Source organism: Ruegeria sp. BG10 (assembly GCF_056538575.1).
On record NZ_JBQFTI010000007.1, the window covers coordinates 118,793 to 131,589 of the forward strand.

Here is a 12,797-nt window from a genome sequence, read left to right on the forward strand (position 1 = left end):
GGCGACCCCGTTCAGGGCCGCCGGATCACATGATCAGATGTCGAACTTGACGCCCTGCGCCAAAGGCAGATCGGCCGAGTAATTCACCGTGTTCGTCTGACGGCGCATGTAAGCCTTCCACGCGTCCGAGCCGCTTTCGCGCCCGCCGCCGGTTTCCTTCTCGCCGCCGAACGCACCGCCGATCTCGGCCCCCGAGGGTCCGATATTGACGTTGGCGATGCCGCAATCCGACCCGGCTGCGGTCAGGAACTGTTCGGCCTCGCGCATGTTCAGGGTGAACACGCAGGAGGACAGGCCCTGCGGCACGTCGTTCTGGATATCCAGCGCATCGTCGAAATCGTCGTACCCCATGACGTAAAGGATCGGCGCAAAGGTTTCGGTTTTCACTACAGCGGTCTGACCGGGCATTTCGACAATGGCGGGCTCCATATAGACGCCGGCGGGCACGTTTTCGGTTACACGATTGCCGCCATGCACGGTGCCGCCTTCGGCCTTGGCGGCCGCCAGCGCGGCCGTCATTGCCGCGCCCGAGGCCTCATCCACCAGCGGGCCGACCAATGTGCCATCGGCCAGCGGGTTTCCGATGGGCAGACCGGCATAGGCTTTCCTGAGGCGGCCCACCAGTTCCTCGCGGATCGAATTGTGCACGATCAGGCGGCGCAGCGTGGTGCAGCGCTGACCGGCGGTGCCGACCGCGGAAAACACGATGGCGCGCACTGCCATTTCCAGATCCGCCGAGGGACCGACGATCATCGCGTTATTGCCGCCCAGTTCCAGAATGCACTTGCCGAACCGCTGCGCCACGATGGGGGCAACGGCGCGCCCCATGCGGGTGGAACCGGTGGCGGAAATCACCGGGATCTCCTCGCTCGCGACCAGCGCCTGACCCAGCGCAGCGTCCCCGATCAGGGTCTGCAACAGCCCGTCGGGCGCGTCACCGAACCGCGCCAGCGCAAGTTCAAAGATTTTCTGGCAGGCCATCGCCGTCAGCGGCGTCTTTTCGGACGGTTTCCAGATCACCGGATCGCCGCAGACCAACGCCAGCGCCGCATTCCACGACCAGACGGCGACGGGGAAGTTGAAGGCCGAGATCACACCGACCGGACCTGCCGGATGCCAGGTTTCCATCATCCGGTGACCGGGACGTTCAGACGCGATGGTCAGACCATAAAGCTGGCGCGACAGGCCCACGGCAAAGTCGCAGATATCGATCATCTCCTGCACTTCGCCCAGCCCTTCGGAGGTGATCTTGCCAGCCTCCCAACTGACCAGCGCGCCCAGATCGTCCTTGGCGGCGCGCAGTTCCTCGCCCAGCAGGCGGATCAACTCGCCCCGGCGCGGCGCCGGCACCACGCGCCACGCCTTGAACGCGGCCCTTGCACGGGCAAAGACGGCGTCCATTTCTACCAGCGGCGTTTCATGCACCTCGGCCAGCAGGCTGCCGTCGATCGGAGAGGTCACCCTGAGCGTGCCGCCGGTCAGATCGGCAGCCTCAAGATCCAGATTTGCCAGGGTTGTTTGCGCAGTCATAACGATGTCTTTCATATCTCAGGCCGCCTTGTTCTGTTCGGTTACGTCACCGGCGCGATAGAGCCGGCCAAATTCGGTGTTGAGGAAATCTGCAAGCTTCACCTGCTCCTGCCGCACAAAGCCTGTTGTGGGCAGCGCTCCCGTCCGCATCAGGTCCACCACGCCCAGAACGCCCGCAGCGGTGGTGACCTGAATGGCGCTCCAGACCTGTCCGTTGAGAGTGCGGGCAAAGCTCTTGTTGATCAGGGACTTCTCGCGCAGCGTGCCGTCGATCATGCCCTTGGCGGTGCAATAGACCAGCACAACGTCCTGATCGGTGCGCGGCAGCGCGGTTTCAAAGATGTCCTTCAACAGATCGCGGCGATGTTCCAGCCCCAGATCCTTGAGCAGCAGTTTCAGGATATCACAATGGCCGGGATAGCGGATCGAGCGGTAAGACACCGCCCGCGCCTTGCCGTCCAGCGTTTCAGGCAAGGTGCCCAACCCGCCCGAGGTGTTGAAACACTCATATTCCACCCCGTCATGGCCCAGCAGTTCGTAATCCTCCAGCGGCGCGGTCTTGACGCGCTCACCGTTCACGATGGCGTCGCAGGGGTTGCAGTATTCGTTGATAAGCCCGTCGGTCGACCAGGTCAGGTTGTATTTCAGCGCGTTGGTCGGGTAGAGCGGCAGCGCCCCCACCCGCATATGCAGACTGTCCAACTTATCAAACTCCGCCGCCAGCGACGCGCCGGCGATGCCGACAAAACCCGGCGCCAGACCGCATTGCGGCATGAATGCCGTGCCACTGTCCTGCGCCAGATCGCGTACGGCATTGGTGGCCGCGACATCTTCGGTCAGATCGAAGTAGTGGGCACCTGCCGTCTTGGCGGCTCTGGCAATCTTCGGCGTCAGAAAGAACGGTGCCGCCGAGATGACCGCATCGAACCCGGCCAGCGCCTGGGTCAGATCCGCCGCGTCATCCACATCAATTTGCCGGGTTGCAATTCCCTGCCGGTTCAGCACCGACAGCGCCGCCAGGTCCCGGTCGGCCACAGTGACCGAATAGTTGGACGATGATTGCAGCAGGGTGGCGATCATCTGACCGATCTTGCCTGCTCCGATAACACAAATATTCCAGCTCAAAACGCGCCTCCTCTTTCGTTTCACGCGTTTCGGGGCTTTGTTGAGTCGGGTTTTCCGCCGAAGCCGCCAACGTATTGTTGGCGATCGACGGCCAGACTGCTCCTGAAACGCTTTCCTGAAAGTATGAAGCCGCGGCTGTACAAATCGCAGGGGCTTTCTTGACGAAAACGCCGAAACTTACGTCATTTTGACGTCGGTTTCGGCGATATGTCTTCAGCGCAGCTGTTTCCGTGTCAGGCGGTCTGGGCCATGCGCGACGCAAGGGCTTCGGACGGCGGCGCGGCGCTGGTGACCTGCATCTCGTCCAGCGCGTGTTTCGCAGCGGCGACCACCGCCTGCATGACCTTGGTATCCATGTGGCCGATGCAGCCGATGCGAAAGCTCTCCACCTCGGTCAGCTTGCCCGGATAGATGATAAACCCTTGATCCTTCATGACATCGTAGAACCGGCCAAAGTTGAAACTGGGGTCTGCCGGGCAGAAAAAGGTGACGATGATCGGCGACAGCCACTCATCCGACAGCAGGGTTTCGAAACCCAGCGCTCGCATGCCGGCGACCATGACATCCCGGTTTCCGGCGTAACGGGCCCCGCGACCGGCAACACCGCCTTCGGCCTCATGTTCGCGCAGCGCCTGCAGGAAGGCGGCCACGACATGGGTGGGCGGGGTGAAACGCCACTGACCGGTTTTCTCCATCGTGTCCCATTGGGCATGCAGATCCAGGCTGAGCGAGTTGCAGTTGCCCCTGGCCGCGATCAGGGCCGTCTTGCGCGCCAGCACGAAACCAAACCCCGGTACGCCTTCGATGCATTTATTGGCCGATGAGACCATCGCCTCGAACGTATACTCACTGGGTTGCAACGGGATCGCGCCAAAGGCCGACATGCTGTCGATCAGCAGTTTCCGCCCGGCCGCGGCGGTGGCGTCGGATATCTCGGCCAGCGGGTTCAGAATGCCCGAGCTTGTTTCACAGTGAATGGCGACGACATGGGTGATCGCCGGGTCCTCGGCCAAAATCTGCGCCACTTCGGACCCGCGCGGCGGCAGATAGTCGCCCTTGTCCAGAACCACATGCGCGCGCCCGGCATATTCCAGCGTCTGCGCCGCGCGTTTGCCATAGGCGCCATTGGCCAGCACCAGCGCCTTGCCCGAAGGCGGGATCATCGATGTCAGCATCGCCTCGACCGCGAAGCTGCCCGACCCCTGCATGGGAACGCAGTCATAGTCCTGTTTTCCCTCACCCAGCAGGTCCAGCAACCGGGTGCGCAATTCGGCGGTCATGGCGCGAAAATCACCGTCCCAACTGCCCCAGTCGCGCAGCATGGCCTGTTTTACGGTGTGCGAAGTTGTCAGCGGCCCCGGCGTCAGCAGATAAGGTTCGCCGAGGTTCGGGCGGGGAAAGGATGGCATGGTGCGTTGCCCTTTTTGATGCTTCCCTTCTCTTCTATTCAGGCACCGCCACATCCTCCAGCCGCCATAGCTTTTTTCTATGACTATTGGTCTGTCAGAAAACCGACATCAAATCCGACCCTGCCCCAAGGGGGGTCGATCATAACGGCGGGTGGCGCTGAGCCGCGGTTCAGACCTCTGCGCTCAGCCCTTCGGTCGAAAGATCGTCGAGCTTGGGCATCAGCCGCAGCAGTTCGCGCGCATAATCCGTGTGGGGGTTAGCAAACAGCTCGTTGGTTTCCTGCAGCTCGACCACCTTGCCCTGTTTCATCACCGCCACCCGGTCGCACATCTGGCGCACCACGGGCAGATCATGGCTGATGAACAGAAGGGTCAGGCCCAGATGTTCCTGCAGGTCCTTCAGGATGTTCAGAATCTGCGCCTGGATCGAGACGTCCAGGGCGCTTGTCGGCTCATCACAGATCAGAAAGGCGGCTGTGTGGCCAGCGCCCGCGCAATCGAAATACGCTGCCGTTGCCCGCCCGAAAATTCATGCGGGTATTTCATCCCGGCCTCATGGCCCAGACCGACCTGATCCAGCAGCTCATCGACTCGGCGCTTGACATCCGCACCGTCCATCAGCCGGTGGTGACGGATCGGTTCGGCAACGATATCATCCACGCGCATACGCGGGTTGAGCGACGAATAGGGATCCTGAAAGATCATCTGGATGTTCTTGCGGTACGCATCCAGAGCCGCCTTGTTGGTCAGATCGCTGACCACCTGCCCCTCGAACGTGATCGTGCCGCCATCGACGGGGTAAAGCCCCGCGATCATCCGCGCGACGGTGGATTTGCCCGACCCGGATTCCCCCACAACGCCGAACACCTCGCCCGCGCGGATATCGAAACTGACCTCGTCCACAGCGGTGAAATAGGTCCGATCCCACGGCAGCAGGCCCCTGCGCTGAAGGAATTTCTTGGTCAGGTCGCGGATTTCGAACACCGGTTTGGTGGTGTCATTGTCGACCTTGGGCCAGTGGCGGGCCATGTCCTCGATCGCAAAGCGGGTTTCGCGCCCGCCATAGCTGATCTGCGGAAAGCGGTGCAGCTTGAGCGTCGGGCGCGGCACGGCGGCAATCAGCGACTTGGTATATTCGTGGCTGGGCTGGCCCATAACTTGCGCGGTGGGGCCGGTTTCAACCACCTTGCCCGCATACATCACCGTCACCTTGTCGGTGGTGTCGGCAATCACGCCCATATCATGGGTGATCAGAATAACACCGACCTGACGCTCCTGCGCCAGTTCCTTGATGAGGTCCAGAATCTGCGCCTGCACCGACACGTCCAGCGCCGTGGTCGGCTCATCCGCGATGATCACGTCCGGCTCGGTGCACAAGGCCAGAGCAATGACCACGCGCTGCCGCATCCCGCCCGAGAACTGGTGCGGATACTGGTCCAGCCGCGTATCCGGATCGGGGATACCCACACGGTCGATCAGATCGCGGGCGCGTTTATTGGCTTCGGCGTCCGAGCCGCCCAAATGGGCCTGAATGGTTTCAACCAACTGCTCGCGCACTGTGAACAGCGGGTTCAGCGAAGTCAGCGGGTCCTGAAAGATCATCGAAATTTTCTTGCCGCGCAGCCCGCGCATCGCCTCGGCGTCCAGACCGCTGATCTGGTCGCCGCTCAGCCGGATGATGCCGCTGGCAATCCGGCCGGGACGGTCCAGCAGACCCATGATCGCCGCGCCGATGGTGGATTTTCCGGCACCGGATTCCCCCACCAGACCGTGGATTTCACCAGGCTCGACCGACAGGTCCACATGGTCCACCGCAGTGAATAGTTGGCGGCGCGTCGGGAATTCGACCGTCAGGTCGTTGATCGTCAGTAGGCTCATGAAATCACCGCAGCTTGGGGTTCAGCGCGTCGCGCAGCCAGTCGCCCAGCAGGTTGACCGAAAGGGCCAGCGCCAGAAGGGTGCAGGCCGGGAAGAACAGGATCCACCACTCACCCGAGAACAGGAAGCCCTGCCCGATGCGGATCAGCGTGCCCAGCGAAGGCTGGGTCGGCGGTGCGCCCACGCCAAGGAAACTCAGCGTCGCCTCGGCAATGATCGCCAGCGCCAGCGAGATCGTGGCAATGACCAGAACCGGGCTGAGCACGTTGGGCAGAATATGGCGGAACATGATCGGAACCGAACCGCGCCCGATCAGGCGCGCGGCCTGTACGTATTCCTTGTTCTTTTCCACCAGCGCCGCGCCGCGCACGACGCGGGCGAACTGCACCCAGTCGGACAGGGCGATGGCGATGATCAGCACGTAGATCGCCATTTCATCGCGGTACTCCGGCGGGGTTACGCCCTTGGCGATGCCAAAGATCAGCATGGCCACCAGAATGGCCGGGAAGGTCAGCTGCACATCCGCGATCCGCATGATCAGGGTCTCGACCCAGCCGCCGAAATAGGCGGCCACCAGCCCCAGGATCACGCCGATGATCATCGCCAGCAGCACCGCAGCCGCGCCCACGAAAAGCGAAATGCGCATGCCATAAAGGATGGTCGAGAACACGTCGCGGCCCTGATCGTCTGTGCCCAGCAGGAATGTATCCTGAGTGAAGGCATTGGGCGTGCCCGGCGGGGTAAAGCCGTTCATCAGGTTCAGCGAGGCCGGGTCGAACGGGTTATACGGCGCGATCAGCGGCGCAAATACCGCCGCCAGAACCAGGATCACCACCACGATCGAGGCGACGATGGCCACGGGCGAATGGCGGAACGACCACGCAAAATCGCTGTCCCAGAACTTGGCAAAGCGCGTTTTGGCGGGGGCTTTCGGGGTTTCGATAGTATCGGTCATGTGGCCCTCGCGTCGACACGCAGGCGCGGGTCAATGGCATAGTAAAGAAGATCGACGATCAGGTTGATCGAAACGAACATGACCGAGATCAGCATCAGATAAGCGGCCATGACAGGGATATCGACAAACTGGATCGCGTTGATGAACAGCAGGCCGACGCCCGGCCACTGAAACACCGTCTCGGTGATGATGGCGAAGGCGATGATCGAGCCAAGCTGCAGGCCCGTGATGGTGATCACCGGCACCAGCGTGTTCTTCAGCGCGTGGCGGAAGTTGATCACCCGGTCCGACAGGCCGCGCGCCCGGGCAAAGCGGACATAGTCGGCGCGCATCACCTCAAGCATTTCCGAACGGACCAGCCGCATGATCAGCGTCATCTGATAGAGGCCCAGCGTGATCGCCGGCAGGATCAGCGCCTTGAGCCCCGAGGCGGTCAGGAACCCCGTGGACCAGTTGCCGATCATCACGGTTTCCCCCCTGCCAAAGCTTGGTAACAGGTCCAGTTCCACCGAGAATATATAGATCAGCAAAATCCCGATCAGGAAGGTCGGCAGAGAGACCCCGATCAGGGACACGGTCATGATGATATTCGCGGCAACCCCTTGTCGTCGGATGGCGGTGAACACGCCCAGCGCGATGCCCATGGTGATCGCCAGAAAGCCCGACACAAAGGCCAGTTCCAACGTTGCGGGCGCGCGCTCGGCGATGATGGTCGAAACCGGACGCCCCTGCCGGTACGAGACACCGAAATTGCCCTGCACAGCGCCTTGCAGGAACTTGAAATATTGGACCGGAAAGGGCTGATCCAGCCCAAGCTCGGTGCGCAGCCGGTCGATATCGGCTTGCGTACGCTCCTGCCCCAGCATGTTGTCGATCGGATCGCCGACAAAGCGGAACATCGAAAACGCGACCAGACCCACGACCAGCAAAACGATCACGGATTGGAACATCCTTCGGACGATATATGCGAACATTCATTTTCCCCGTTGATCTGTCTCTCTATGCCGCCCGTGACCGGATGGTCAAGTCGGTGCCGGTGGCCGGACGTCGCGTTCCGGCCCGGATCAGGGTTCGGCCCGTCAATTCACCGTCACCCAGCGCAACAGAAAGAAGTTGTCCGGACGCTGGGTCAGCGCGACATTGCTGCGCGTGCCCCAGACCAGCGGCTGCACATACATCGGCACATAGACCTGTTCATCCTGAATGATCCCGGTCACCTCGTCCAGCATGGCCTGCCGTTTGACCGCGTCCAGTTCCGACTGGATCATCGGCAGCAATTCATCCACCCGCGCGTTCGAGAAACCGCCGAAATTCCAGCTGCCCAGCTTCTTTTCCTCATTCTGGGTGGCGACAAGGAACCGGACCGGATGTTCGGCATCAAAAGTGCCGGGGCTCCAACCCAGCAGATACATGTCGTAATTGTCCTCGCGCAGCTCGGGCCAGTAGTTGCGCACGGGCATCGCGTCCAGCTCTGCGGTAATCCCGATCTGGGCCAGCATGGACACCACGGCCTGACACACAGCCTCATCGTTCAGGTAGCGGTCATTTGGGCATTTCAATCCGAACGAAAAGCCATCCGCGAACCCCGCCTCGGCCAGCAGCGCCCTGGCGGCTTCGACGTCAAAGGCCGGGCGACCGGCATTGGCTTCGGAAAAGCCGCTCATGGCCGGGCTGACTAGTTGCGAGGCGGCCTCGGCATTGCCGCGCATGATGGTGGCCAGAATGGCATCGACATTCACCGCCTGCGCCACCGCCTTGCGCACCCGCGGATCGCGGAACGGGTTCGGCTTGCCCGCATCGTCGGTGTATTTCAGCGTTTCGGCTTCATGCCCGAATCCCAGCATGATGACCCGCGCCTCGATACCCTGAATAACCTCGACATCGCCGCTTTCCTTCAGCCGCGCCACATCCTGAATGGGCACCGGGTTGATCATGTCCACATCGCCCGCCAACAGCGCCGCCACGGCGGTGGCCGGGTTCTGAATCGGAGTGAACTCGGCGCGGGTGATATTGTGCTCCGCCTCGCCCCACCAGCCATCGAAGGGTTCCAGCACGGTGCGCAGACCCGGCTCGCGCGTGGTGACTTTGAACGCGCCGGTGCCGTTGGCGTTCAGCGTCGCGTAATTGCCGGTTTCCTTGTCCGGAACGACGGCGTCATTTGCCTCGGTCCAGCCCTGATCCATGATCATCCAGTTGGCGATCGACGAGGGGAACAGAGGGTTCGGAGCGGTCGTCATGAAATCGATCGTGTAGTCGTCGACAACCTTCACCTCGCTGATCGGCGCGAACCAGCTGCGGGTATCCGCCGCCTCGCCCGAGGCGCGCTGATAGCTGAACAGCACGTCCTGCGCGTCAAAGCTGCTGCCGTCATGAAAGGTCACGCCCTCACGCAGTTTGAACCGCCAGCCTGCACCGTCGCCGATGGGCTCCCAGCTGACCGCCAGCGCGGGCTCGACGCTCATGTCTTTGTCGCGGCGGACGAGACCTTCGTAGACGTTGTTCAGAAAGCCCAGAACCGGTGCCGAATTGACCGCATGCGGATCCATCGTCTGGGGGTCGGTGGTCGAGGCCCATTTGAAATCGGCGGCCTGAACGCTGGTTGCGGCCAGCAAGACCAGACCGATGGCGCTGTTCCTGAGGATCATGACGAAATCTCCCTGTTTGTCCCGCGACGGGGCGTTGCATTGAAGACTAACGCAAAAAACAGCAGGGCGCGACATTCGCGCCCTGCCAGATCACAGACGTGATCGCCTTAGTTCAGCGTAAAATACTTGAACTTGGCTGTGTCATCCGGTGCAACGCCGGTGCCGACATTCGACTTCATGCCCCAGTTCAGCACCTGGTGGTGGATCGGGATATAAAGCTGTTCGTCCTGCACCACCTGCCAGATCTCGGCGATCTGCTTGTCACGCTCGGGCAGGTTGGTTTCCGAAGCCAGCGCCACGATCTTGGCGTCCAGATCCGGGTTGGAATAGCGCGTGCCGTTCCAGGAACCGTACTTTTCACCTTTGGTGTGGGCGAGGAAGTTGAAGATGTATTCCGAATCATAGGTCGGAACACCCCAGCCCAGCATGTAGAAGTCGGTTTCCAGGTTGTTGATCAGCGGGAAGTGCTGCGCCTTGGGTTTGGCATCCAGGTTTACCGTCACGCCGATCTGCGCCAGCATGCCGACGGCCGCCTGACAGATCGCCTCATCATTGATGTAGCGGTCGTTCGGGCAGTTCAGCGTCAGCGAGAACCCATCCGGATACCCGGCTTCGGCCATCAGCGCTTTGGCCTTTTCCACATCTGTCGAGGACGAGCTGTCCATGGCTTCGTTCCAGCCGTTCACGAAGGGCGGGGCAATCATGCCCGCGGGGGCCGATTGGCCGCGCATCACCACCTGCTTGATCGCATCGCGGTTGATCGCCATCGACATGGCCTTACGGACACGCACATCGGACAACGGGTTCTTGCCGTCGACATTGTCCGAGGTCAGATCCGCGTCACCCATGTTCATGCCGAAAAAGATGACCCGGTTCTGCGGCGCGGTGCGCACGTCCAGACCATCGGTGCCGGACACGCGTTCAAGGTCCTGCACAGGCACATCCTGGATAAAGTCCACCTCACCCGACAGCAGCGCGGCAACCCGGGTCGCAGCGTTCTGGATCGGGGTATAGACGATCTCGGTCACCTGCATCGGGAACTCACCTTGGCCCCAGTAATTCTCGTTGGCGGTCAGAACCGTTTTGACGTCGGGCTCGCGGCTGACCAGCTTGTAGGGGCCGGTGCCGTTGGCGTTCTTGGCGGCATAGGTATCTTCGCCACCTTCATAGTCCTGAACCTTGACGGCGTTGTTCGCCTCGGCCCAGCCCTTGTCCATCATGAACATGTTGGTCAGGTTGTTGGGCATGATCGGGTTGGGACCGTCGGTTTCGATTTCAACCGTATACTTGTCCGGCGCGCGCACCTCTTTGACCGAGGCCAGCAGTTCCTTGTAATCGGAATCCGGTGTCATCGCACGGTTCAGCGAGAACACGACGTCTTCGCTGTCGAACTCGGCGCCGTCATGGAAGGTGACGCCTTCACGCAGCTTGAATACCCAGATATTCGGGTTGTCTTCGGACGGGCCCCATTCGGTGGCCAGCGCCGGAACCATCGCACCGGTCATGTCGCGCATCACCAGCGGCTCCATGATCTGGTGCGCCAGCGCCGAGGTCGGGCCCTCGTTCTGAGCATGCGGGTCCAGCGTCAAGGCATCGCCCGCACGCGCCCAGCGCAGGGTTTCGGCCGAAGCACCGGCCGCCATCAGCGCGGTGGCGCTGGCGGCAATCATCAGGTTTCTTAGGATCATTATAGTCTCCCCGGTTTTTGTTCGCGCCGTTTCAGCAAACGACGGGCCGCTTTCCGCGGCCATGGTGACCCTGATCATCCAGATCATTCTGGCAGTTGCAACAATTGATTGTGATTAACCGCGACGACCCGAGGGAAAGTCCGGCCAAACCGCCACAATTTCGGCGGCCTTCACCGCAATCCGCACGGATATCGCGGTGGTTTCAGCCCGGTCTGACCGGATTGAACCGTGATCTAGCGGGCGCCCGGGGAACAACCCGCATCAGATCCGTCAGCCGTCAGCGGGTGAAAGGCACGAGCGCCTCATCCAGCGGTGCTTGCCCGGTGGGCAGGCTCATCTCATGAATCACCGGGTTTGACCGCGACACGACCTTGCCGTTGCGGATCACGGCCAGACGGTGGGCGCGCAGCCTGATCGCCTCGATCGGGTCGGTGGCCTGCAACAGGACGAAATTCGCGGCGCAGCCCTTGGCGACGCCGTAGCCCTGCAGCCCCATGATCCGGGCCGAGTTCTCGGTGACCGCATCGAAACACCACGCCATGTCCGCGCGGCTGGATAGCTGACCCACATGCAGGCCCATGAAGGCCACGTCCAGCATGTCGGCCTTACCCAGCGAATACCACGGGTCCATCATGCAGTCCGAACCAAAGCCCACGATGACGCCGGCATCGCGCAGCTCGCGTACGCGGGTCTGGCCCCGGCGTTTGGGATAGGTGTCGTGCCGGCCCTGCAACATGATGTTGATCAGCGGGTTCGGGATGGCGTGGACCCCGGCCTCGACCATCAGCGGGATCAGTTTCGAGACATAATAGTTGTCCATCGAATGCATCGAGGTCAGATGCGAGCCTGTCACCCGGCCATTCAGACCCAAACGTTGAGTTTCAAAGGCCAGCGTTTCGATATGGCGGCTCTGCGGGTCGTCGCTTTCGTCGCAATGCATATCGACCATCAAACCGCGCTCGGCCGCGATTTCACACAACAGTCGGACAGATTCGGCCCCGTCCGCCATGGTACGTTCGAAATGCGGGATGCCGCCCACCACATCGACGCCCATATCCAGCGCCCGGATCGTGTTCTGCATCGCGGTCGGGTCGCGCAGGACACCGTCCTGCGGGAAAGCCACCAGTTGCAGGTCAAGGTAACCCTTCACCTGTTCGCGCACCTGCAACAGGGCCTGCACACCTTTGAGTTCGTCATCGCACGTGTCCACATGACTGCGGATTGCGCCAATGCCCTTGGCCACGGCCAGTTCGCAATAGCGCAGGGCGCGGGCAACGATATCCTCAACCGACTGGATCGGCTTCAACTCACCCCAAAGCGCAATCCCTTCCAGCAACGTGCCCGAGACGTTCAACCGCGGCGTGCCCAGCGACAGGGTCGCATCCATATGGAAATGCGGGTCGACAAAAGGTGGTGAGACCAGCTGCCCACCGGCGTCGATCATCTCGCCCGCTTCGGCGGTGATCCCGGGTTCGATCGCGGCGATCCTTCCATCCGCACAGGCGATATCCACCCCGGTTCGGCCATCGGTCAGGGTGGCATTCTTGACGATCAGATCGAACATGGC

General features: G+C 61.7%; 10 protein-coding genes. All 10 read right to left on the reverse strand.

Annotated features, from left to right (window positions below):
• Positions 1–33: 33 nt before the first annotated feature.
• On the reverse strand, positions 34–1,530 hold the full coding sequence (amaB, locus tag ACR0D8_RS20195) for an L-piperidine-6-carboxylate dehydrogenase (protein ID WP_480649246.1): 1,497 nt from the start codon (positions 1,528–1,530) through the stop codon (positions 34–36).
• An 18-nt stretch (positions 1,531–1,548) separates the two neighbouring features.
• A complete protein-coding gene (locus ACR0D8_RS20200; RefSeq protein WP_480649248.1) occupies positions 1,549–2,655 on the reverse strand; it encodes a saccharopine dehydrogenase family protein in 1,107 nt (368 codons plus the stop codon).
• Between the two features lie 233 nt (positions 2,656–2,888).
• Complete coding sequence (locus tag ACR0D8_RS20205) at positions 2,889–4,064, reverse strand: 2-aminoethylphosphonate--pyruvate transaminase (RefSeq protein WP_480649250.1); 1,176 nt, start codon at positions 4,062–4,064, stop codon at positions 2,889–2,891.
• A gap of 169 nt (positions 4,065–4,233) precedes the next feature.
• Positions 4,234–4,407: a hypothetical protein gene (locus ACR0D8_RS20210; protein ID WP_480649252.1), complete on the reverse strand. Its 174-nt coding sequence runs from the start codon at positions 4,405–4,407 to the stop codon at positions 4,234–4,236.
• A gap of 119 nt (positions 4,408–4,526) precedes the next feature.
• On the reverse strand, positions 4,527–5,942 hold the full coding sequence (locus ACR0D8_RS20215) for an ATP-binding cassette domain-containing protein (protein WP_480649254.1): 1,416 nt from the start codon (positions 5,940–5,942) through the stop codon (positions 4,527–4,529).
• Between the two features lie 4 nt (positions 5,943–5,946).
• Complete coding sequence (locus ACR0D8_RS20220; protein ID WP_480649256.1) at positions 5,947–6,897, reverse strand: ABC transporter permease; 951 nt, start codon at positions 6,895–6,897, stop codon at positions 5,947–5,949.
• Positions 6,894–7,871 carry an ABC transporter permease gene (locus tag ACR0D8_RS20225; protein WP_475155549.1) on the reverse strand — a complete coding sequence of 326 codons (978 nt, stop codon included), beginning with the start codon at positions 7,869–7,871 and terminating at the stop codon, positions 6,894–6,896. Before ACR0D8_RS20225 ends, ACR0D8_RS20220 begins: the two co-directional genes overlap by 4 nt.
• 105 nt (positions 7,872–7,976) lie before the next feature.
• Positions 7,977–9,542, reverse strand: a complete 1,566-nt coding sequence (locus ACR0D8_RS20230) for an ABC transporter substrate-binding protein (RefSeq protein WP_480649258.1) — start codon at positions 9,540–9,542, stop codon at positions 7,977–7,979.
• 107 nt (positions 9,543–9,649) lie between these two features.
• Positions 9,650–11,230, reverse strand: a complete 1,581-nt coding sequence (locus ACR0D8_RS20235) for an ABC transporter substrate-binding protein (protein ID WP_480649260.1) — start codon at positions 11,228–11,230, stop codon at positions 9,650–9,652.
• A gap of 277 nt (positions 11,231–11,507) precedes the next feature.
• Positions 11,508–12,794: an amidohydrolase family protein gene (locus tag ACR0D8_RS20240; RefSeq protein ID WP_480649262.1), complete on the reverse strand. Its 1,287-nt coding sequence runs from the start codon at positions 12,792–12,794 to the stop codon at positions 11,508–11,510.
• Positions 12,795–12,797: the final 3 nt, after the last annotated feature.